Here is a 23037-nt window from a genome sequence, read left to right on the forward strand (position 1 = left end):
CATGACAAAAAACCTTGATAGTTTTTTATGACGAAACTATCTTTAATATGTGGTAAACATATTGAGGATAGTTTGTGATAAGAACACATGATGAAAAACATTCTAATATTTATGATGACTACCAACTGCTTTCAATAGAGGTTGATACATTAGCAAAACTCCAAGTTTCAGAGAGCATAAATACTGACTCTGGAGAGGTGACTTATTCACCCTACCTTTCCCCTTCCAAACTTCAATCATACTCCAAGAAAACAGATATTATCATTGCGCCTGATGGGAGTGTTGTTTACCCACAATCTCTTTACCTAGTCTCTAAGTTACGTGGTAAGGGAGCCGTTAAGGACACCGACTCAATTGCAAAGGGGTTACTGGCTTATACTCGCTACTTAGATTCTACACATTACCCTCGATTTGATGACGATGGTAACGAAATACCAACTGAGTATTTAACGTATAAGTCTCTAACGAAGTATGAAGAAGAAGGTGCGCCTTGGCGCTTTGCTGAACACCTTTTAGCAAACTGTCGTGCTAAACAAAATTCAACAGGTGATGAAGCATACTCTCTTGCCACTGCAAGAAGCTATATGGGGGCCGTTATTGGCTTCTACAAGTGGATGTACAGACATGGTTACCTCAAAAATGATGATGAACATGTATTAACGCATTTCACTACCGTTGAGATTTATGAAGGCATTAATCAACACGATATGCTTGCACATACTCAATCTGGTTCAAAACGTGTTTATGAAATGTCAAACATCATGAAGATGTTTCCAAAGAATGATAAAACGCCTGCTGATAAAAAATTAAAACCTATGACGTTCGAACAGAAAGCGTTGTTCAACCAACATATCGATACGTTGCCAAAGCCTATCTCCCTAATGCTAAGGTTGTGTGAGGAGTCAGGACTTAGGGTTGAAGAAGCCACTCACTTCCCAGCACACAACATTGGTAACAAGGATTTTAGTGAATTAGACGTTGTACCCGTTCACATTACACGCACCAAGGGCAGTAAGCCCCGTATTGTTGAAATCCCTATCGAGCTTTACGAAGAATTAGAGCAATACAAAGAAAGTAAACAACGACAAAAGCACCTAGTTAAACGCAAAGAGCTGATTGATTCTAAAGAAGAGGTGGATTGCACTGATTACCTTTTTGTTTCCAATAAAGGACGCCCGTATACAGAAAACACTGTGGAAGTCCATTTTGGAGTATTGAGAAGGCTAATCCAAACGATAGAACCTACTTGGTACTACCGAGTTCATGATTTGCGTTCAACCTTTGCGACTCATTGGCTTTGGAGTGAATCCCAAAAGCGACATGTTGCCTATGACTTCCTGATGGATGAGTTGGCGGAACTGATGGGGCATGCAAGCACCGCAACGACGGAAAAGTACATTAAGTTCATGAATAAGTTTGATGAGCAGTTACGGGTTGCAAAGAGCAAAAACAACAAGATTAACAAGGGGTGGTAGCATGGGAAAAAGTCCACTCGCGAAGAACTCAAAGACGGTTAAGCACGTTAGAAATAGTAAGAATGTGGTTCCGTTGCACCTTACCATCCCCTATAAGGACAGCAAAAGCAGGAATGCAACCGAGTTTGATATATCACACCTGTTACACCTTGCCGCAAACAGCAATAAAGTCAAAATCAACAGCCGTATTCCTTTTTTAAGGAACTTTTGTAAAAAAGCCCACCAGTATGTTGATAATGGCAGGTCGGCAGCAACCGTCTCGGAGTTATACGATATATTAAGAGCCTTCATTGTCTTTTGTGACGCCGTAAACGTTGACCCCTTTTCTGAAGCTGGCTATTTAAAATATGCCGGCAATGATGGCGAACTGCGGCACCGGATGAAAATGTACCGCCCATCCAAAAGGCTATGGGAGATGAGTCATGGCGATGAGTTGGGTATTATGGAAACCTCAGCCTGTCAAATAACCTCAGAACTTCGCACCGCCCTTTCATTGTGTGGATTACCCGCTGAAACATGGGCAACCCATCACCGAGGGTTTACTGGCGAAACGACATCATATAAGGGTTACTCTAACGCTGAAGAAGAGTTGCTTGTTGCTCGGTTGAGTGAGTTATTTTTCACCCTAGCCCCACAGCTCATTGCGGCAAAAAAAGAAAACCTTGTCCTGCCTGACGAATTGCCTGTCGTTATTGGCTTTGGTGGCCACCAAGAAATCATTTCAATTAAAACGTCTCTCAAACCCCGAAACCTTTGGATGAGTAAAACGGGAATATCCGTAAGGTCTTCCGCTGCGTTTAACATGGCGATGGGGGCGGCTTATCACCTTATGTGTTTTTTTACCTCATTAAACGATGGCGACATACAGAGCATCGCTCATCCAACCACGATTCATACTGATGAGCGGGATAAAAGCTTACAAGTGGTTAAGGTATCGAGCTTTAAGGCACGCGCAAATAAAGAGGTAGACGCTGTACTTACCAACCAAAGCTTCGATGTTGATAAACGGGATGGAGTGAAGTTTATTAAAACCCTTGAAACGCTTTCAGCTCTCTACGGCGGTGGCGCAGAAGGCTCTGAGTTACTGTTCAAGCTGAATAACCAAGGGGAGAAAAATAGCTCGTTTGATTTGCAGGAAATAAATAAGCATCTAATGGTAGAATTAAACTTACTCTCACCCACTCGTGCATCTTGCCTGCCATGGTTTAAGGAGTTGTTTCACAGCTATCGAAACCAGCATGTTATCGAGCTAAAAAAAGAGACGAATACGCTAGGCCGAACTGTCGTAAGTAAAGTCACTCGCCCTTGCTCAAAAACAAAATCCACTCAAGGCGCAACAAATAGCGCCTACTGCATTCTATCGTGTTACACAGACTTACCCCTCAAGGGCATCTTACTGCCGCTGACTTATTCGGATAAAGACGCAGAGGGCAACATCAGTGTGTCGTTCAAATACCGCAATGGCGAGAGCCACCACTTCTCTGTTCCTGCTGCTGACAAGGCGTTGATCAAAGATATTGAACAATTCGCCACAGAGTTAGCCGATAAGCAAAAATCTAAAAGAGCTGAGCGTTTGCTGCTCAAGCGAGGCCATCAGAATGAGGCCCCTAAAGACTGGGACGGAATAAGCCCTATCAGCGCTAATCTAATGAGTACATGGTCAATTGAAACCAACGAATACTTCATATCGCTTCAATCAAGCCGCTGGCGAGAAATGACCAGTAACCAAGTGTACTCAGTGAGTGGTGCTGGAGGCGTTCAAAGCCTCCTGCAAAACCTTCTTCAAACCATTGATAAACATTATGCTAATGGTGACCCAAGACTCAACAAAATCATCATCTCACAAGCTCTACAAGTGATGGAGCTATTGGATGAAGACACGGGGTTAGAGCTGGCAAAAGAGATAGTTGCAGCCAAACTTGGCATCACAATGCTGACGCATGATGAATGGAAAAAGAAGCAAGAGGAAGAAAGGGCAAAAACCAATCCCAATGGCATTCATTGCAATGGGCAACAAAACATTGTAGGTGGAAAAAACACCCAGCGTGAAACCAATAACGCCATGAAGCTACAACTACCTTGTGCTGAATACGACATGTGCCATAAATGCCAATCAGCTAAAGCCGTCAATGAGACTCAATCCATCTATAAACTTATCTCTTTCATAGATGTGCTGAAGGAGGCAGTAAACCTGTACCCTAACGCGCAAGAGGAAGTCCATGAAAGAATCGCCGCTTTTGAGGTTACTCTCGATGGCGCCAGCAAGGATGTGTACGACAATGCGATGGCATTATTTAACCAAAACGGGCGTCACCCTCGGGTATCTATGGAACACGCCATTTTAGCCCTACACCGTTAGTTGGGAGCCAATCATGATAAAGTTACCTAAGTACAACATCGGCCAACAAGATGCCCTGTTAAGTGCGCAAAATCACGTTGGAAGCTACACAAATTACCTGAAAAATGTGTTAGAGCCTGCCATTAAATCGGCCGAGTGGGATAACTTTGAGGCGCTAGATATTGGTTTTGGCGTCACAGGTGAGTCACTGGGTAAAATTGGAGACAACAACGCTTGGCGTCATCTCCAACCGTTCTTTGAGCCTAATGTTACCGCAACGTTTACTCTAGATTTCTTTCTAGACGGAAAGGTGATGGAGCGCAACCTGACAAACCAATTGAGAGCACTTGCATTGAGTATGATCTGGCTCTCACCCAAAGATTATTCATTTATGAGCATTGTGAAAACTATCACTGGGTTAAAGAAAGTCGCCACCGCTCTACTGAATGAAGGTCACAATAGCTTTGAGTTATTAAGTTTTGAGCTGTTAGAGGCTTGGGTATTAGGTGATGTTACCGATTTGGACTTCGAACGAGAAAAAACTTATACACCACTCAACAAACTGTTCATAGAGGCAACACGACTACCGTTCAAGGTTAATTTGACCAAAACGTTATCTGCCTCGGATTTTGGTTTAACCATTAAAGAGCAAGAGCAGTTCACGGTTATCCCGCAGCGACTGTACTATTTGGGACTTCAACAATCAGAAGCATTAGTGAACGAGCTATACCCCATTCGTGACGAACTGAGCAAACTATCTGATTACATAGCCACCTACTTTGATAAAACCTATATAGGATATGCAAACTATCTTGTCTGCGATGAGGCAAAGCTGAAAAATGGCGGGCTTCAGTGGTATTTATCTTCATCAAATAAAGGTGATAAGGAAAAGAAAATATCCTTTCAAGCTGCTTTTCGTGCACTCAATAACCCGACACAAGAATCGACCCTTGAACTACTCAGCAAGTACAAACCTACGACCATGACTAACTACATCGACAAATTCCGCCCTGAGCGAACATTGAGGGTTGGCAACAGGAAGGTGACCGGACTTAGAGAGGCGCAATCATTATTTAAACAACTCAATGGTGGTTGCCTCTGGGCATTAATGTCCCGCACAGGTATGCGCTCAGATGAAACCTTTCACCTACATACTGCAAATGGGTGCACAACAGAAATCATATCAGGGCAAACCATTCACGTTATTCATGCAGACCTCTCAAAAACCACCAAAGGCTCTCAGTCAAAGCAAGATGAGTTTGTCAGCACAGAGGTCGGCAAAAGGGCTTACGAGATACTGCAAGCGCTACATTCGCCACTTAGACAGCGTCACCCTGATAGCCAAGCCTTTTTCCACAAGACTAAAGGGGACTGTGGTGCAATTAATAAAAACCAATTAGGAAAGCATCTAACGGCTTGGTTTGAAGGCGCACTGGGAGAGAAGCTAGCGCTAACCGATGACGATGTCATCGATTTGAAAGTTTCTGACCCTAACCTTTCGTTTAATGTGGGGGATGACTATGAATTCTCAGGACATCAGCTGCGTCGCTCGTTTGCCTACTATCTTATCGGCTTCGAGCTTTGTGCGTTCCCCCAGCTCAAGCAGCAGTTCAGCCATGTATCGATGGCAATGACACGCCATTACGCTAAGAACGCCAGTAAATTCCAGAAAATCAGAAAGCAAAAGCAAAACTTGGCTCACGACATTGATCAAGAAAGGATTGTTCAAAAAGCGCAGGTGTACCTGAACATCTTCAAGAAGCTCGCAAATAAAGAACGTGTCGCTGGCGGCAAGGGCAAAGAGTTTGCCAAAAATATGATGAAGGCTGAGCGTAACCTGTTTAAAGATAAGGTCGATAACGACATGCTCTCGGTCAACTACTGGAAAAAGCAAATCCGAGATCAAAAGCGCCACATCCACGCCGTCGCCCCTGGCGTTTACTGCACTTCAACAGGTTGTAGCCTACGTACACAAGTTAACCTATTAGAATGTGTAGACTGTAAGAACGACTATATTGTCGATGCCGTTTTTGCCGAAGCTAAGCGCAAGGAAGCTGAAATTCATATGCTATGGGACATTGAGCATGATGAATTAACGCCTCAAACAGCGTCAGAAGTGTATATCAAAATCACGGCTGCTGAACGCATTATGAAAGACCTAGATATCAGCTATGAACCCGTTGTAATACCTCAAGAAATTCAAGACCTGCTGATACCCTGCGGAGTGACTGCGTAATGACACAAGCAACTAAGAATAAGCTCATAAATGCCCTAGAGCGCCTGTTAGAGGGTAAACCAGAAAACCGAGAACTAAGGAAGAAAGCCCGAGAAGGTAAGCTAAAAATCAACAATAGTACCGTTGAGAAAGAAGCTGGACTTTCTGTGGGTGCACTTCGCAGGCATGAAGACGTTCAAATAATGGTGAAGAATAAGTCACTTGAAGCTCGTGCAGCACATGACAGCTCAAGTACATCACCTGTTGAAGTTTTACAAACAGAAGTTAAAAAACTTAAAAGCGAAAGAACTCAAGCCAATAAGAAAAAAAAGGAATACTTAGACCTCTCAAGAAGCCATGAGAAAGCGTTAGCTAGACAAGCAGCCAACCATATAAAAATGGTTCAGGAACTCATGGAGATGCTGCATGAAAGTGAGCGAGAGAAGGCAATGGATAAGGTCACCAAAGCAAGGCCTGATAACCTTATCAAAGGCGATTTTAGATAAAAGCATCCTGTTTAGTGTAATCACTAGACAGGACACTGAATTAACGATAAAAATGTACACTCTAACGTAATATAAATGCACTAAATAGGACGTAGCGAACAAAGCTACGCCACATACCACTAATTGAGAAAGTAAGGACAAAAAACATGGTAATCGAAGCCGCTAAAACAGCACCAGATTTTACTTTAAATGACCAAGACAATAACCCTGTCACGCTCTCTGAGCTGAAAGGGAAAAAAGTATTGCTCTATTTCTACCCACGCGCTTCAACGCCAGGTTGTACTGTTCAGGCTCAAGGGCTACGTGACACTAAAGCAGAACTTGATAATCATAACGTCGTTGTTCTTGGTTTAAGCCCTGACACCCCTAAAAAGCTGACTAATTTCATCAACAAGCAAGAATTGAACTTCACCTTGCTAGCCGATGAAGATCACGAAGTATGTGAAAAATACGGAGTTTGGCAACTCAAAAAATTTATGGGCAAAGAGAATATGGGCGTAGTAAGAACAAGCTTCTTAATCAATGAGTCTGGCTATATTGAGCATGTATTTAACAAGTTCAAAACCAAAGACCACCATGAAGTTGTATTGGACTACCTAAACAGCAAATAACCGTCCATGAGCAATTAACTCTTCAACTTGGGGGCTGGCATGATTGGCTACATTCGAGTATCAGATCCACAAAGAGCCGATGGCGAATCACAAAGAGAAGCTATCAAGGCGTACGCCGCTAAACGTGGCATACAAATATCGGATTGGATAGAAGAACATGTGTCTGCCACCAAGACAGAACTTAGTGAGCGGAAGTTATCTTCCCTCATTACCTCTCAACAAAGCATCATTGTATCGGATATCACTCGGCTGGGTCGCCACAAGGTTATGGCGTTGGTCGGCGCTATCGGCCAGATAGCCTCATACGGTGAGCTGCATTTAGCATACAACGACACCATCATTAATTCTGAGAACGTTGATAATGCTGAAATCATTTTTACAGTTATTGGGCAGTCTTTTGCCAGTGCTGTAGAGGCTCAGAAACGCTCTGAACGAGCCAAAGCTGGTCACGCTAAACGAAAGGCCAAAGGGCTATCATCTGGCCGTCAGAAGGGACAGAAGGTTAAGTCCAGGCTTGATGAGCATACGGCGTTTATATTGAACCTCCTCGACACCAAGACCTCCAAAGCTGAAATCCTAAGAAAACTAAACGAACGCGGTGTTTTGATTACTAGAAGTAGATTTTACTCGTGGTTGGAAGACCGTGGACTTCATAATAAGAAGGCTGAATTCCAGACCGATATGTTCCAAACATAAAGCTAACTAACTTCGAGCCCCCGCTAATCACTAACTCGTTTTTGTCGGATAAGCGGCACCTGTTACCAAGTGCCGCTCTCCTAAGAACCGTACGTGCAACTTTCACTGCATACGGCTCAAGCCTCCACTAAGGCGTACTATGTTACCCGGTAACCACAGGGGTTACCTTTGCAATACTAACTTGAAGCTTTGATACTTTCTGCTCTATGACTTTCCAATCTTTGGATTATCATTGAGCAAAGCAAGGAGAGGCACTAACTTCAATCGAAGTCATCATTTGCGTTTCTCCATTAACAAAGTTCTTCTAGTTTTCTTGCAACGGGAGACCAGCTGGAAGTCGGCTCACTTTCGTGCCAGACACAAGGCCTGTATCTGCATCATTACAATGCAGCATTGGCTTTCTCCAGCCTCCTTTACCTGCACCACTATCGGCTATCTTCACAGATAACTTTCCCCAAAGGGAGCAATACAGGCTTACCCTGTTCCGTATGTCGCGCAATGTCAGGGGAGATGCCCACTATAGTGCGAAGAGTTATTTGATCACGAAAGAGCACTGTCCAATCTCTTTCCAACTCTCGTGCCTTTTGGCCACAGCGTATTAACCACTTCCGCTGTTTCTCATATAACGCACCTTAAATGGATTCACTTACGTTCATCATACTGACACCCTAGCACTTACCCGATTGTGGTTATCAGGAGAAACGTCCTCTCACGATTCAGTTCCCATTCGGCATAAAGCCAAATATCGTTACATTGTCAGACTCGCTGCTTTATTCAGAGTCTTAGGGTCATCTGGTGATACAGATGGTTCACTCAAAAGCGGTGAACAGCGCTTCATACGACTTCAGGTCGCACGGACAGAAATGGGTTAACGAAAAGGATCTAAAGGTAGGTCGTGGCATTAGGAAATATATGGCAATCAAATAAAGTTCACACTGACCAAACATCTATCACCTATCCTCAACCATTGTACCTTAAACGCAATACCAACTTTGAGTTGAAAATCCCAAGCGTTGGGAATCACTCTTAAATGTCTTGTTATCTTAATGAATTTTTACCAAATCTTTCATAATCGTGAACTATGGCTTCGAAGAGTTTTGAGTCAAGAACCTTGTCAGGGTTGTCAACTACGTATTGTTCAATCTTAGCCAGTTGTTCTTCTGGAATTTGTTCATATAGTTCTGAGATTTTGTTAGCAGCATCCATCATGTAGCCGTCGAAGCCATCAGGAAATACATACTCTCTTGGAGATATAGTCCCGCCACCAATAGCCACTCGACTAGACCTCATTTCTCTAGATTGATTACACTTAACAATGCCGATAACGATAAATGAAGGTAGCTTCGTGTAGATATAAGTACCTTGTGAATTACTTACAATATCCATAGCGATAGTGCGTAGGAAGTATCGGTTTATATTGGTTGGGAGGTTATCAAACGAAGTCGATTCAATAACATCAAGAGGATAAATATGCTGCTCAAATTCATAGAGGTTAGACACTTTTCCAAGCAAAAAGTCAGCAAGCCCTTTCTCTGCTGTTGCCAGCATATCCAAATACTCTTGGGAATGAGTTTCATCGCTATTCTTACTGCGAATATACGTCAAAGTACGCCAAGATAATGAAGCAGTAAACTTAGATAACCAATTGTCATAAGAGGTAACCAAGCTAGAGTCTTCGATATATGGGTAAAATATTTTCAGAGAAAATGAACGCTCCCATGTGGAAAAGATGTCTTCACACGAACCGCATAACCAGTAATCTTTAGCTATATCTTGTTTTCGTTTACTTACCTGGTTGCCTTCTCGGAAGTACCCTGTAATAGCGGTTTTCTTTAACCATTTCCCTATAAACTTGGGAATAAAATGACTTAACTCAAGCTTTGCTTCTTTCTTGCAAAGTTTACAAACACCATGCATATGATAAATGCCTCCATTAACATAACGCTGCATTAAGGTGTGAGCAACGTTACCACCTAACCAAAACCATCGCGCCATAAACACGTAACCCAACGCAGAGCGGGGAATGCCAAGCGTTGGGAATCACTCTTAACGTTTGTGTACGCCCAGCATGGGTATGAACTAATAAGGTGAAAGCCCTCTGTAGGAAGATAACCGTCCAGTAACGTGCCGTTATTAAACGTTAACTACTAGCGAATGGCAAGGGCTTATCCGCGAGGGTTGGTCTGAAGGAAGCCGCTAGCTATCAATACGGTCATCGGATAACTTAAAAGTAACTTAAATTACTCTAAGGTGCCTAATTCGCTCCGACCCCTTTTTCAATCAATTAAGCAGACGAGAATAGCCAGTGTTCGGCACAAACATAACATGGCTGCCATGAATAGCGCCTATCTGGAGTAGGTTATACTAGCCGGAAAATGGGTTGGGCAAAAACTAAATATACGTGTTCTTGCCCTAGGGCCCTACAAGGTCATTTTCTTAATTTGTTGGTGTAACAATTATAGTCTTATATTGAAAACCTCTTTTATGTCTTTAGATGGATTTCCTTTTAACATTGCCGTTTTATTTCCAATGAAATCCTGCGGGTTTATCTCAATGTATTCCGATTTTTTATGGTTGTTTATTATAAGTGTGAGAGCATCTTGTTCAAAAACCTTAAAGCTGTTGTCATCCTGAATAGGTGACATTTTCAAAGAGTTGAATATAAGTGACTTGTTGATAACCATTTCGTCTACTTGCGTTATTTCACTTAGTAGCATCGTGGCTAAGTAGGCATGATAACTATTAATGTCGATTTTATCATAACTTTCCTGAGATGATTTTACGCATTGCAAGGCCAAGTTGGGCTCACGAAGAGTTGCTTCTATATAATCATCTCGATTTAGATATAATGTATCATAGGTGCCATAATTATTACACTTAATGAATTTATTGCTGTTACCAATTCTAGCGCCTCTTAATTGCTCGTTATTATATCCATTATCCCTAAATATACTTTTCGCTTTTCTCTCTAGGTATGCCGATACGATAAAATGATGCGCAGATTTTATTGCAACTTTCTTTAGCTCTGGGAGTGTTTTTAGGCTGAGCACAAGTCTAACATCTTCTTTCCTATCCTGTTCACCTACATAATATGTACTTATAACATTCAAATAGCTGCACAACTCTACTTCATCATATTTTATTGTGGTTAAATACATAAAGCCATACTCAACTCTACCTTTCTCATTTCTGTATTGGTTAGGACATTCAGCGCCCACTTTAACGGTTGATTTAAATGACTCACCCTTAATGTAATTTCTTTTTCTTAGTTGGTAGGCCACATTATGATTTTTTAAGTAAGAGCGGTTTTGGAAAAAGAATTTTTCGACTACCTCTAGTGTTTCTCTCCCCTCGTCACTGATTTTTGAGGCTTTATCAAGCATTTCCCCTTGAGCTTGTTCTAGCCTTATTAATGGCATTTGTATATCTTCAAGTATTTCCTTGTTTTTTACAGCTGTTTCGTATCTTCTTGTATTTTCATTTAGAGTTCTTTCGTGTCCCTTTTTGTATTTGTCAAAACTCTGTTTATTGTCCTTTCTCAAACCTATTTCACTCAAGCGTTCTTTTTGTTCACTGGTTAGTTTTATACCAATATCATCTAATTCATTTGAGAAGTTTATGGCCCGTTCTAGATTTTTACTGCCATTGATGGTTTGGTCGTAAAAGTCGTGTTCTCTCTGCCAATTAACGAACCAATTACTGTCTAATGCAATACTATAACTATTTTCTAGGTAATCCTTCTTTAGGTCACTGTCGGTGATTATTGCACTCTCTGGGTATTGGGTGCATCCAATAAGAAGGACTAAAATTAGACTAAATGAAATTTTTTTCATTACTTTTCCTTAAGTTAGTTGGCGAGTTTCATGTCTTTATTAGTTGTAGCGTTTATTTTATTCTGGTCTAATCGATCTGGTTCCACTTTGAAACATAACAATCATGGTTGGTGAGCCGTAGATATCTTGTAACGGGTTGCTCTTTTCTATCGGAGAGAGAAGGTTGTCGCTACTTAAACCTAATCATTATCACTCCATGTATATAAAAGCATTCACCTCACAAACCTAACATACCGACAGATGAAACCTAACAACAATGCAACGCCAATCTTCAATACTGTGACATTTATCTCCCCCGAGATTTCACTACGATCTAATCATGGTGTTTCTGGACAAATTAGATAATCAATCAAAATAGCCCACAACTAACAACAATAAAATCAAGCTGTAAAAAGGTTTACAGAACCTAAGTGTGGCAGCAGTTTGTGAATAACCAATACGACTATACAAATTAGTAGCTAAAGAACATCAGCAACGCATGGCGAAAATCTACTTTTTAAATGAAGGAAAACTCTGCGCAGGGTGGTATGAGTTATGAAGCTGACAATGGTTTGAGCATAAGTTCTTCTTATGGCAAAGTAAATGCGGTTAATCTCTAATAACTAAGTGGGTTAACTTGCTTTGGGGCAAAGGTTCGTCAGCAATAATCCCGCCGACTTGTCGCTGAAAAAATAGCCCTAGGTTCTAGGGCCACTTACTACTAGCAATCTGTACTTTCTGAAAGTAAGAGAGCATCTTCCAATTCAACACCAAGATAACGGATTGTATTGTCTACCTTAGTATGACCGAGTAAAAGCTGCACAGCTCGAATATGTTGATAACATTATTTATAGAAGTAGCCACATTGACCTAAAACCATAGTCTCGGCACCCGTCACTAGTTGCTTAGTAAAGTTGGTATGGACTATTGATAGCTTGACTGTCTCTACTTTTGTAGAAGATCCGTCTTCATGAAATGCCAAACTTGGGAAGCTGACATTATCAAATGCGTAGGTAGTGAATGATTTTACACCATTGCTTGACTCCTTGTGCTGGATGACATTCCAAACACTTCCAGTGTATACAGGGGTTTCAGAGCTAGCCATGTTCCACCCATACTGTCCACCAATCCAATCACCATCACTACCTATCTTCAACATTGCACTGTCACCATAGACCAGCATTGATAGCCCTTGTTCGTAATAAACATCACCTCCATCACCACTTTCTACCAGCAGGTTACATTTGAATACGTGATCTGGTTTCTCTTCTGCTAATACGCTGAAAGTGAGAAAAGCAGCCATCATCATTATTATTCTCATTGTTTTCCTTAAAAAATAAACAAATTCATTAATTTCTGGAATCGATCTCTGACAATTATTGGTGTCTTAGTAATTTTTTGAAATGTATTTCCCTACCTATTTTTTAGAAACAAACAAGGCTAATATTTAAATAGCTTTACAAATTAAGTCTTCACCACCAGCTCTATATAAAGCGCCTTCAATTGTGAATGTCACTATACTTGTACGCCATACAGACTTAACTTCTGGCTTAACTTCTGGCTTAGGTAATGTCGGGTTATACATAGTTCTTATTGTATGATGCTTTACTATATTAAAGTACATACCATCTTTCTCACCAGCGTATTTAACAGACTGACTATGGACACGATCAAAGATTGAAGTCTGCATTCCATCGTCTGGTGTGATCTCTGTCCACTTGATTTTGTCTTCAGTAACTTCTAACTGCATAATCTCACCATTGCTATCTGTCTTGTATTCACATACCAACTCAAATTCAGCAGAATTAACCAATGTAGAAAAAGAAGAAATTGCTAATATGCTTGCAAGTAATATAGTTTTCATTTTATTTATAATCCTTTAGATAACAGGTAAGTAAAGCTGGCAGCAAAGAACCACATCAACTATATCAAACACATCTTAGATGTAATGTGTAAAAATAGCGCTACAATAAAATCAAAGAAAAAGCACGAATAATCATGGGTGATGTAATAGATGCTCCCAATTGCGGTATCAATACGAAAAACTCAGATTGAACAGACAGTTACCTTATGAGCATCGTCCATGAAAGTTACCACTATAACAAAATCATAGCCAGACACTAATAATTAATAATGAACAACTAAGACACCCATTGTTATCAGGGCGACCGGATGAGTGTTCGCTTTTTACTCACTCGAGCTAATCCTGCTAGTAACACCCTTTCTAAAAAGGATGTTTTCATCCACGCCATTTTTTGTTTCGTTGGCCTGCTCACTTTTGTTGGCTCTGCTCTCAACATGTTTTGTGGTGTTTACCAAAGCGAAATTTATCGATCCACCCAGCATAAAAAGCAGTACATTTCACCACATACAGACCTTGACATCACGAGGATCATAGCGCCATCAAGTTATAGATTTATAGAAAGTTAAAATATCAGACGGTTGATTTTGTGCAACCACAGCAAGTGGATACCCATAGGATTTACGACACTTGAACTTGGTTGGCACTTATTGCTGAGATCTAGCAATCCATTCTAGAAACTATGCTTAAACTGTACAAAATACGTGGCGGCAGTTACGTACTATTTGATTCATTTAGCAATCGATTTATTATGGCAAATTCTGATGCTCCCAAAATGATTGAGTAATTGCACTAACTGGTAATGGGGCGTGCGACGTGAGGTCGTATGAAGCGCTGTTCACCGCTTTTGAGTGAACCATCTGTATCACCAGATGAACCTAGGAGCCTGAATAAAGTAGCGGCTCTGACAATGTAATGAAGATTGGTTATAGACCAATCGGGATCTGAATCGTGAGAGAACGATCCTCCTGATAACCACAAATTGGGTGAGTGCTAGGTAGTCAGTATGATGAACATATGTAAATCCGCGTAGTGCGACGTGAAGTCGTATTGATCGCTGTCCTCCGACCCAAAGAGAGGACCATCTGTATCACCAGATGACCCTATGGCTCTGAATAAAGAAGCGAGCCTGACAATGTAACGAAGTCTATTTAAATAGACGGGAAAATAATCGTGAGAGGACGTTCCTCCTGATAACCACAAATTGGGTGAGTGCTAGGGAGTCAGTAAGATGAATGAAAGTGAATCCATATAATATGCGTAATTTCACAAGCAGCGGAAGTGGTTTACACGCTGTGGCCAAAAGGCAACGAGAGTAGGAAAGAAGTTTGCGTGTATTCTTTCGTGATCAACACGCTCTCCGCATTATAGTGGGCATCTACCCTGACATTGCGTGACATACGGAACACGGTAAGCCTGTATCGCTCCTAATGGGAAAGCTCTCTGCAAAGAGAGCCGATAGTGATGCAGGTAAAGGAGGCTGGAGAAAGCTAATGCTGCATTGTAATGATGCAGATACAGACTGGTGTCTGGCACGAAAGTGGGCCCACTTCCAGCTGGTCTCCCGTTGCAAGATGATTTGAGGAACTTTATTTATGGAGAAACGCAAATGATAATTTCAAGCGAAGTTAGTGCCTCTCCTTACTGCGCGCAATGGAAATCCATCAATTGGAAAGTCATTGAACAGCATGTATTCAAGCTTCAAATGCGCATTGCAAAAGCAACCAGAGAAGGTAGACGAGGCAAAGTGAAAGCATTGCAATGGCTACTGACTCACTCAAAAACAGCAAAACTTCTTGCTGTGAAACGAGTATCACAAAACAAAGGCGCTAAAACGCCAGGAATTGACGGCATTATTTGGAACACAGATGCTCGTCGCATGACTGCGGTCAGTCAACTGAGTAGAAAAGGCTATCAAGCTAAACCACTCAGGCGGATCTATATCCCCAAGAAAAACGGCAAACTCAGGCCATTAGGCATTCCATGCATGATAGATAGAGCGCAACAAGCGTTATATCTTCTTGCTTTGGAGCCTATCTCTGAGACTGTTTCGGATGCAAACAGTTACGGGTTTCGACCTAACCGTAGTACCGCTGATGCGATAGCCCAATGCTTCATTTGTTTAAGTCGCAAAAGCTCAGCGCAGTGGGTACTTGAGGGTGACATCAAAGCCTGCTTCGATAAGATTGGTCATCAGTGGCTAATCGATAACATTCAGTTGGACAAAAGAATGATGAAGCAATGGCTTGGGTGTGGTTTTATCGATAAAGGGTTGTTCTACAAAACGGCAGAAGGAACGCCGCAAGGTGGGATCATCTCTCCAACTCTTATGTTGCTGACACTTTCTGGTTTAGAACAGCTGGTTAAGTCGATTGCTCATCGGAAAGGCGGTAAGATTAATTTTATAGGTTACGCAGATGATTTTGTTATTACGGGTGCGTCAAAGGAAGTGCTCATTAATGAAATCAAACCGCAACTTACTCGATTTCTACAAGAAAGAGGCTTAACACTCTCTGAAGAGAAAACACATGTTACCCATATCAATGATGGCTTTGACTTTCTAGGATTTAATCTCAGAAAGTACAACGGCAAACTGCTCATAAAACCGAGCAAGAGCAATGTACTGTCATTTTTAAGAAACCTGCGTGAACTCATCAGAAAACACGCAACAAGCTCAGTGAACGATCTTATCAAGATGATGAATCCCAAACTGAGAGGCTGGGCGAACTATTATCGTCACAGTGTTGCAAAGAAAGTCTTTAGCTATGTAGGCCATCAAGTATTCCTCGCGTTATGGAGATGGGCGGTTAGGCGACATCCAAACAAGGGTAGAAAATGGGTAGCAAGGAAATATTTTCTAAACCGAAATGGCCATTGGCTCTTTCACGGTTGGCAGAAAATAGCTGATATGGACTGTGCATTCAACCTTGTGCAAATCGCTCATACTCCAATAAAGAGACACGTGAAAATCAGAAGTGAAGCAACGCCTTATGCACCTGAGCACAAAGCTTACTTATGTAGGCGGAAACTTAGTAAGGAGAGCAGAAACTCTTGGTCTGAACCCGTCTTACCTGCTTTGTGATGTTACTGGGTAACGTAATATGCCTTAGTGGAGGCTTGAGCCTAGTGCAGTGAAAGTTGCACGCTGGGTTCTTAGGAGGGCGGCACTTGGCAACAAGTGTCGCCTATCCGACAGGTGCGTTATACGATGAAACAGCGGAAGTGGTTTATACGTTGTGGCCAAAAAGGCAATGAGAGTTGGAAAGAGATTGCCCCATGCTCTTTCGTGATCAATATAGCTCTTCGCACTATAGCGGGCATCTACCCTGACATTGCGCGACATACGGAACACGGTAAGCCTGTATTGCTCCCTTTGGGAAAGCTAATATGGCCGATAGCGGTGCAGGTATAGGAGGTTGGAAAAAGCAAAGGCTGCATTGTAACGATGCAGATACAGACTAGTGTCTGGTCACGAAAGTGAGCCCACTTCCGACTGGTCTCCCGTTGCAAGATAATTTGAAGAACTTTATTCAAGGAGAAACGCAAATGATGATTTCAACAGAGATTAGTGCCTCTCCTGACAGCGAACAATGGCAGTCCATAGACTGGAAATCCGTTGAACCGCATGTATTAAAGCTTCAAATGCGTATTGCAAAGGCAACACGAGAAGGTAAACACGGTAAGGCGAAAGCGTTGCAATGGATACTGACTCACTCGCGTTCAGCAAAACTTCTTGCTGTTAAGCGGGTATCAAAAAGCAAAGGCAGTAGAACGCCTGGAATAGATGGTGTTATCTGGAACACGGATACACGCCGCATGAAAGCAGTAAATCAATTGAGCAGGAAGGCATATCAAGCCAAACCACTCAAGCGTATCAATATCCCCAAAAAGAATGGCAAACTTAGACCGCTTGGTATCCCATGCATGATAGACAGAGCACAACAAGCGCTCCACCTTCTTGCATTAGAGCCTATATCGGAGACGTTTGCTGACCCAAACAGCTATGGATTTAGACCAAATCGTAGCACTGCCGACGCAGTCGATCAGTGCTTCAAATGCTTGGCTCTAAAGAGATCAGCGCAATGGGTTCTTGAGGGAGATATCAAATCCTGCTTCGACAAAATCGGGCATCAATGGCTTATTGATAACATCGCCATAGATAAACGAATGTTGGGACAATGGTTAAAGTCTGGTTTTATGGATAAAGGGCTGTTTTATCGAACTGATGAGGGCACACCACAAGGAGGGGTTATATCCCCAACCTTGATGCTAATGACTCTTGCAGGACTCGAGCAGCGCATAAAGTCTACAGCACTCAAAAAGGGTGCTAGAACCAACTTTATTGGATACGCCGACGATTTCGTCGTCACTTGTGCTTCAAAGGAAGTGCTCGAGAACGATATCAAACCGTTGATCGCTGATTTCTTGGCGGAAAGAGGCTTAACACTCTCCGAAGAGAAAACGCACATTACCCACATCAACAAGGGTTTTGACTTCTTAGGGTTCAATCATAGGAAGTACAAAGGAAAATTGCTCATTAAACCGAGCAAGTCCAATACCTTGTTGTTCTTGAGTAACCTGCGCGAACTCATCAAAAAGCACGCAACCATCCCTGTTAACGATCTTATCAAACTGATAAATCCAAAACTAAGGGGTTGGGCGAATTATTATCGTCATTGCGTTGCTAAACAAGTATTCGGGTATGTTGGGCACAAACTATTCTATACGTTATGGCACTGGGCAGTAAGGCGCCATCCAACAAAGTCTAAGACTTGGGTAGCCCTTAAATACTTCATCAACCGAAAAGGCCAATGGCAATTTCACGGTTGGCAGAAGGTCAAGGATATGGATTGCCAATTCAATCTATTCCAAATAGCCAAAGTGCCCATTGAGAGACATGTAAAAATCCGAAATGCGGCTATACCATTCGATCCTCAATACCAAGAATATTTGGCTAGGAGAAAATCGAAAAGGCAAGCTCGTAACTCTTGGAATGAACCTGCTCTCACTGCTTTATAAGTTGCTGGGTATCAAACGATACCTTTGTGGAGGCTTGAGCCTAGTGCAGTGAAAGTTGCACGCTGGGTTCTTAGGAGGGCGGCACTTGGTAACAAGTGTCGTCTATCCGACACAAACGTGTCAGCAGCATCCTTTTGACACGTACCTGGACAATAGTCAGTTAAGAAAATTCACCATACTCAATATACCTAAGGGTTTTACTCACTAATTCACGCCCTTCTACAGATGTTAGAAGGCTTACCGGTGAGCAGTTGCTTAAAGCTGGACATATAGACTCTAGCCATCCCTTAGCCTGTTTAGGTGTATCAAAAACATCCAAAGATTTCAGAAATATAGCAGTTAACTCTTCCGTTTCAATCAGACTACTTTGCTCCTGATTATTGATTGCATCTCGCACCTCAATAAACAAGCTTGATAAACACTGTAGCTCATTGGCAGTATGTGTTTCATTCGAAATTGCATTGAATATATTGCTGTACTCCAAGCCCTCAGCAACCTGCTCCTTTTTAGTCATAGGATTATTCTTACTCATGAATATCTCTGTTTTCTGAAGTGCCATTTGAAAATTTTAGCAGAATGATTGCTCAATTAGCCAGTAAATAACGAAACGTTTTGTGGCAAAAACGAGATGGATAAATCTGTCTATATCAACTGATATCATAGACATGTATAGAGACAAATACCTTTAAAAGTTACTCTCAGTGTTGTTAAGAGCAATGAAAAAGCGAATATAAAAATCAATATGTACAGCGATATTATATTTGATAACAGCCAGAGAATTTTTTAAAAATGGTGACACCATAAATAAGGTTTCCGCATCAAAAAGGTGAGTTGAAAGTAGATACCACCTTTTCTCTAAAGCCACCTAAAATCTCAAAAGATGGCGATTGGTCCCAAGTGATGTCTCGATTGTTAGGTGGCACTAAAATGGGAGATTGTGATTCATTTTCGTGTGGTGTGCTAAACCTAATTTTATGCTCAGTTTGAAATGGGGTGCTAGCTCGTATTATCTCGCTTCTCCCCTGCTCTGCGGAGACAGTAACAGTTTCGGATTCCCTAAATATGACGGGTACATCAGGTATTTCTTCAGCGATGCGATTTGCAAATTCTACAAGCTTTGGTGCTGCAAAAGTATATAGCCAAGCCTCCTGATTGATAGCCTTGTTTACTCGTAATATCCTACCGAGTACTTGCCTAAAATAGAGTTCGGTTTTAACTCTGCTTAGGTGGCAACACACCTGCAAACGCGGGATGTCAGTACCTTCGCTTATCATGCCAACACTGACAATCCAGTTCGTTGTACTGTTCCTAAACTCATTGATTTTAAGTGAAGGTAGATCTTCTTTATAGGTAACTACTTCGGCAGTTTGGGCATATTCATTTCTAAGCATATTCAGAATGTATGTGGCATGCTCGATTGATGATGCAACGACAAGTCCAGCAGCATTAGGGTTGTGCAGTCTAATGTCGTCGAGCTTGTTAGTCGCCAGCGTTAGGGCGTGCCGAATGGCTACATCATTTTTAATGATCGATTGGTAAGTAACTAATGAACCTTTGAATAGAGCATCTAGGCCATTAAACGTCTTAGTTTCATTTTCTTCGTCAGTAACCGAAATTCTTTCATTATCGATTAATACAATCTTTGGGCTTCGGCATACACCGTCTGCAACGGCCTCCCTTAAACCATAGATATAATCACACTGTATTTGATTGTCTGGGTCTGTATAACGAGATAAAGCTATCGGTGCTTGATCTGAGCGCCATGGAGTGCCAGTTAACGCTAAAGTATATTCGGCTTGGCTTTGAATATTCAATAAGATCTCTTCCCCCCAGGCGTTAGCATCTTCAAGAGAACTGCCAGAGCAATGATGGATCTCGTCAAATATCACGAGTACCCGATTTTGTTTTAACAGCTGCCAGAAATCCTCTTTGAAAGACAGCATGCTTTGATACGTATAAGAGCAACCAACGGCACCTATGACACCATCGAAACGACATTCCAGCCGTGTCGAGAAAGTATCCTTAATTCCTTGCGATATATTTATCGAAGGTGAAAAACAAAGTACAAAATCGATAAGGTCTTGATCAAGTAGCTTAACAGCGACTTCTGAAGCCATAATCGTCTTACCAGCGCCTGGAGTTGCCAAACAAAGGAAGTGTTTATGTTTGGCACTAAAGTGCTCTAGAACGCGATTGACGCACTCTGATTGCCATTGTCTTAGATGCATTAAGGTTACTTTTGCTGATGAGCGAGAACAGATTTAATCGCTTTGATTTGGCCGAGTAGTTTTGAGCTATTTTCACGTGCTTGTAAATACTGGGATTCAAGGTGCGTTTTCATCTCTGGGAAGGATTGATACAACCGCATATATTCTTCTGACTCGCCAATGCTAGTGAGTAGATCAACTTCAGATTCTTTAAGGCGTTTTTCAAGCTGCTGGACAGCAGTATTAGTGCCGACAGTAACTGCTTTGGCTCGATTCACTTTATCCTCTGTTGTACTTTGGCAGATGAAGTTAGTTTTATAAAATAGCTCTGACTTTTGGTACACGACTCTTTTGGAGTTTTTAGTTCCTTTTTTCAGCAGTAGCCCCTTCTTAACCAGTCTAAGGATCTGTCTGTAAATATACTTACGAGCTTGAACAAGATCTTGGCTTACTGAAGAGTTGGCTAGATATGCATCCCGTAGCTGTGTTACATGGAAATTGTCGAAGTTCTCATCCTGAAGAATAGTGTTTAGTTGGGCGTTAATTTTGATGGATATTTTTGACATTACTTTCTCGTCAGAGGCTCTTTATCTCTAGCTCACAGGGCCAGAAGAACTTTATATTAATAATGCGGATTATAATCCGTGGCTTTATAAGCCGCAACTTTGGATAGTCTTTCTCTTTAACTGAGTGAAAAATGAAAGACTTAGCTATCCAATTTGGTGCGAAATTGCGTGATAAGCGCAAAACACTAGGCATTTCTCAGGATAAATTGGCATTACTAGCAGAGATTGATCGCAGTTATGCAGGACGAATCGAGCGCGGAGAAGTCAATATTACCCTTGAAAAGGCATACCAATTAGCAGAGGTTTTGGAGTGTGATATAAGGGATCTGCTGCCTTAACATTTATGGCTGAATTACCCCGCTATCTACATGCTTCGATGGAGTTGAACTACGAACAAAAGTTGAATTCGAGAGAGCTTGGCAACAGATAGTGTTCTCGCTGCTCAGTCGCCAGGTAGAAAGTTATAGATCACCGAACCAACGATACATAAAAGCCATACAACAACCAAAATTAGGCTCAGACCTGAGTTCTCCATGCTATCCCTTAACGATCCTTGTTAATGGTATAAAAGTATAGCAACTGTTCAATTTAAGGATAATGTGAATTATCTAATTTCTGTTGAGGCGGCCGGCTAAAACACTTCAGTCGGATAGACGACACTTGTTACCAAGTGCCGCCTACCCGACATCGATGTGTCTGCAAATCCTGGCTGACATGTTCCTGCCCCAAAGTGAGCTACAGTCTGTAAGCTGTCCTGATAAATAATCAGTCAGTTGGCCTAACTTTTCTAATCCATTAATGGCAATAATTTATTTCTTTTAGAAAGACCTTTGTATCAATGCGCACTTTTTCGATTTAGTGTGCTCGTTCTTTCTGCACCACTCTGATAGAGTGCTTGTTAATCAATGGCTTTGCTGAAATGCGGCTTAGATAATTGGTTTACTAAATGTTAAGTATTCAGGAGGGTTCATGAGGTACGTCCTAGTATTGGTAGCATTATTAAGTTCATTTTATTCTAGAGCTGATGCTATTGATGATATTTTTAGTGAGGGTGTCTTCGATACAAAATGGGGGGGGGCACTTTCAGAGGTTAAAGAGATTTTCCCCAATGCCGAAAAAAAATCAATAAACGGATTAGAGTGGCTCGAAGACAATAACTCTAAAGAGGTGCTTGGGTTTGAAAGAGATGATGAGAAGTTCCAATTTTTTTTCGATTCTGAAGGCAGGCTCAATGGAGTAGGTGTCTATTTTTCCATTGACCACTATGGCGAATTATTTGTTAAACTAGAGACATTGTTTGGAGCATGGAAGAAAGGTGAAGGAACAAACATACCCTATATCCAGTGGGTTAGTGAAAGTGGAATTACTCTAACATTAACATCGGTGCCTTCAGCATTTAGCATTCAAACAATGCTCTCGATAGGATATCCAAACTTGGAGCCCGCGAAGACAAGCAAAGATAGTTTAGGCTTTTGATTACTTAGCATTGCGCTTTAGACGTACGGCAACTAATGGTCTTGCTGTTATTCGTTCCTCACAAGATTTTAGTAAGACCATTGCCCCGCTAAACGAAGCGTTATCGCATATTCGATGTCCATACTTTCCCGGCTCTTCTCCGCTTAGGTGAGTCGACTCATATCAAAGATCGTAAATAACATTATTATTTATAACACTTTTTTGTTTGTGAATAAGTGAATATACCTTGTCATCATTATCATCCGCCCTATTTAG

17 protein-coding genes and 1 pseudogene are annotated in these 23037 nt (G+C 41.6%); 10 read left to right on the forward strand and 8 right to left on the reverse strand.

Annotation, left to right across the window (positions count from 1 at the left end; genetic code table 11):
* Positions 1 to 74 precede the first annotated feature (74 nt).
* The 6 genes from EKG38_RS12305 to EKG38_RS12330 all read left to right on the forward strand — a co-directional run bounded on the left by EKG38_RS12305 (position 75) and on the right by EKG38_RS12330 (position 7841).
* Positions 75 to 1475 (forward strand): tyrosine-type recombinase/integrase, encoded by a 1401-nt coding sequence (locus EKG38_RS12305; protein WP_126520537.1) that lies wholly within the window; start codon positions 75 to 77, stop codon positions 1473 to 1475.
* A complete protein-coding gene (locus tag EKG38_RS12310) occupies positions 1417 to 3834 on the forward strand; it encodes a hypothetical protein (protein WP_221767757.1) in 2418 nt (805 codons plus the stop codon). The genes EKG38_RS12305 and EKG38_RS12310 overlap by 59 nt, the downstream gene beginning before the upstream one ends.
* A 13-nt stretch (positions 3835 to 3847) precedes the next feature.
* Positions 3848 to 6049 (forward strand): site-specific integrase, encoded by a 2202-nt coding sequence (locus tag EKG38_RS12315; protein ID WP_126520538.1) that lies wholly within the window; start codon positions 3848 to 3850, stop codon positions 6047 to 6049.
* The gene (locus tag EKG38_RS12320; RefSeq protein WP_126520539.1) at positions 6049 to 6534 is read left to right on the forward strand and encodes a bacterioferritin comigratory protein; all 486 of its coding nucleotides are present in this window, start codon (positions 6049 to 6051) and stop codon (positions 6532 to 6534) included. The genes EKG38_RS12315 and EKG38_RS12320 overlap by 1 nt, the downstream gene beginning before the upstream one ends.
* A 146-nt stretch (positions 6535 to 6680) precedes the next feature.
* On the forward strand, positions 6681 to 7145 hold the full coding sequence (gene bcp, locus EKG38_RS12325) for a thioredoxin-dependent thiol peroxidase (protein ID WP_126520540.1): 465 nt from the start codon (positions 6681 to 6683) through the stop codon (positions 7143 to 7145).
* A 39-nt stretch (positions 7146 to 7184) separates the two neighbouring features.
* Positions 7185 to 7841, forward strand: coding sequence for a recombinase family protein (locus EKG38_RS12330; RefSeq protein WP_126520541.1), 657 nt, complete (start codon positions 7185 to 7187; stop codon positions 7839 to 7841).
* 1038 nt (positions 7842 to 8879) lie between these two features.
* Here EKG38_RS12330 and EKG38_RS12340 read toward each other — a convergent pair.
* The 5 genes and pseudogenes from EKG38_RS12340 to EKG38_RS12360 form a co-directional block, all read right to left on the reverse strand.
* The gene (locus tag EKG38_RS12340; RefSeq protein ID WP_246033157.1) at positions 8880 to 9836 is read right to left on the reverse strand and encodes a hypothetical protein; all 957 of its coding nucleotides are present in this window, start codon (positions 9834 to 9836) and stop codon (positions 8880 to 8882) included.
* Between the two features lie 461 nt (positions 9837 to 10297).
* A complete protein-coding gene (locus EKG38_RS12345; RefSeq protein ID WP_126520543.1) occupies positions 10298 to 11674 on the reverse strand; it encodes a hypothetical protein in 1377 nt (458 codons plus the stop codon).
* A gap of 700 nt (positions 11675 to 12374) precedes the next feature.
* Positions 12375 to 12491: pseudogene (locus EKG38_RS12350) on the reverse strand (integrase); the annotation flags it as partial.
* Between the two features lie 6 nt (positions 12492 to 12497).
* A complete protein-coding gene (locus tag EKG38_RS12355; protein WP_126520544.1) occupies positions 12498 to 12974 on the reverse strand; it encodes a hypothetical protein in 477 nt (158 codons plus the stop codon).
* 126 nt (positions 12975 to 13100) lie between these two features.
* On the reverse strand, positions 13101 to 13517 hold the full coding sequence (locus tag EKG38_RS12360; RefSeq protein ID WP_126520545.1) for a hypothetical protein: 417 nt from the start codon (positions 13515 to 13517) through the stop codon (positions 13101 to 13103).
* 1606 nt (positions 13518 to 15123) lie between these two features.
* On the opposite strand from EKG38_RS12360, the gene ltrA (EKG38_RS12365) reads away from it, so the two are divergent.
* Positions 15124 to 16596, forward strand: coding sequence for a group II intron reverse transcriptase/maturase (ltrA, locus tag EKG38_RS12365; protein WP_126520546.1), 1473 nt, complete (start codon positions 15124 to 15126; stop codon positions 16594 to 16596).
* Between the two features lie 464 nt (positions 16597 to 17060).
* A complete protein-coding gene (gene ltrA / locus EKG38_RS12370; protein ID WP_126520547.1) occupies positions 17061 to 18533 on the forward strand; it encodes a group II intron reverse transcriptase/maturase in 1473 nt (490 codons plus the stop codon).
* 160 nt (positions 18534 to 18693) lie between these two features.
* Here the strand turns inward: ltrA (EKG38_RS12370) and EKG38_RS12380 are convergent, their stop codons facing one another.
* The 3 genes from EKG38_RS12380 to EKG38_RS12390 form a co-directional block, all read right to left on the reverse strand.
* Positions 18694 to 19065, reverse strand: a complete 372-nt coding sequence (locus EKG38_RS12380) for an MbcA/ParS/Xre antitoxin family protein (protein WP_185826846.1) — start codon at positions 19063 to 19065, stop codon at positions 18694 to 18696.
* A 286-nt stretch (positions 19066 to 19351) separates the two neighbouring features.
* Entirely contained in the window at positions 19352 to 20761 is a 1410-nt protein-coding gene (locus EKG38_RS12385) for a DEAD/DEAH box helicase (protein ID WP_126520549.1), read from the reverse strand.
* Positions 20762 to 20766: 5 nt separating this feature from the next.
* Entirely contained in the window at positions 20767 to 21306 is a 540-nt protein-coding gene (locus tag EKG38_RS12390; protein WP_126520550.1) for a VspR family transcription factor, read from the reverse strand.
* Between the two features lie 131 nt (positions 21307 to 21437).
* On the opposite strand from EKG38_RS12390, the gene EKG38_RS12395 reads away from it, so the two are divergent.
* Both EKG38_RS12395 and EKG38_RS12400 read left to right on the forward strand, forming a co-directional pair.
* Positions 21438 to 21644, forward strand: a complete 207-nt coding sequence (locus EKG38_RS12395; RefSeq protein WP_126520551.1) for a helix-turn-helix domain-containing protein — start codon at positions 21438 to 21440, stop codon at positions 21642 to 21644.
* A gap of 631 nt (positions 21645 to 22275) precedes the next feature.
* Positions 22276 to 22782 carry a hypothetical protein gene (locus EKG38_RS12400; protein ID WP_126520552.1) on the forward strand — a complete coding sequence of 169 codons (507 nt, stop codon included), beginning with the start codon at positions 22276 to 22278 and terminating at the stop codon, positions 22780 to 22782.
* Positions 22783 to 23037 lie beyond the last annotated feature (255 nt).

Source organism: Shewanella canadensis, assembly GCF_003966225.1.
In the GTDB taxonomy this organism is placed as follows: Bacteria; Pseudomonadota; Gammaproteobacteria; order Enterobacterales; family Shewanellaceae; genus Shewanella; species Shewanella canadensis.

Bases quoted from the DNA above. Each gene is read 5' to 3' on its own strand.
- EKG38_RS12355 (WP_126520544.1), bottom strand. From the start codon at position 12,974: ATGAGAATAATAATGATGATGGCTGCTTTTCTCACTTTCAGCGTATTA.
- EKG38_RS12385 (WP_126520549.1), bottom strand. From the start codon at position 20,761: ATGCATCTAAGACAATGGCAATCAGAGTGCGTCAATCGCGTTCTAGAG.
- EKG38_RS12315 (WP_126520538.1), top strand. From the start codon at position 3,848: ATGATAAAGTTACCTAAGTACAACATCGGCCAACAAGATGCCCTGTTA.
- EKG38_RS12380 (WP_185826846.1), bottom strand. From the start codon at position 19,065: ATGAGTAAGAATAATCCTATGACTAAAAAGGAGCAGGTTGCTGAGGGC.
- bcp (WP_126520540.1), top strand. From the start codon at position 6,681: ATGGTAATCGAAGCCGCTAAAACAGCACCAGATTTTACTTTAAATGAC.
- EKG38_RS12360 (WP_126520545.1), bottom strand. From the start codon at position 13,517: ATGAAAACTATATTACTTGCAAGCATATTAGCAATTTCTTCTTTTTCT.
- EKG38_RS12330 (WP_126520541.1), top strand. From the start codon at position 7,185: ATGATTGGCTACATTCGAGTATCAGATCCACAAAGAGCCGATGGCGAA.
- EKG38_RS12395 (WP_126520551.1), top strand. From the start codon at position 21,438: ATGAAAGACTTAGCTATCCAATTTGGTGCGAAATTGCGTGATAAGCGC.
- ltrA (WP_126520546.1), top strand. From the start codon at position 15,124: ATGATAATTTCAAGCGAAGTTAGTGCCTCTCCTTACTGCGCGCAATGG.
- EKG38_RS12320 (WP_126520539.1), top strand. From the start codon at position 6,049: ATGACACAAGCAACTAAGAATAAGCTCATAAATGCCCTAGAGCGCCTG.
- EKG38_RS12345 (WP_126520543.1), bottom strand. From the start codon at position 11,674: ATGAAAAAAATTTCATTTAGTCTAATTTTAGTCCTTCTTATTGGATGC.
- EKG38_RS12400 (WP_126520552.1), top strand. From the start codon at position 22,276: ATGAGGTACGTCCTAGTATTGGTAGCATTATTAAGTTCATTTTATTCT.
- EKG38_RS12340 (WP_246033157.1), bottom strand. From the start codon at position 9,836: ATGGCGCGATGGTTTTGGTTAGGTGGTAACGTTGCTCACACCTTAATG.
- ltrA (WP_126520547.1), top strand. From the start codon at position 17,061: ATGATGATTTCAACAGAGATTAGTGCCTCTCCTGACAGCGAACAATGG.
- EKG38_RS12390 (WP_126520550.1), bottom strand. From the start codon at position 21,306: ATGTCAAAAATATCCATCAAAATTAACGCCCAACTAAACACTATTCTT.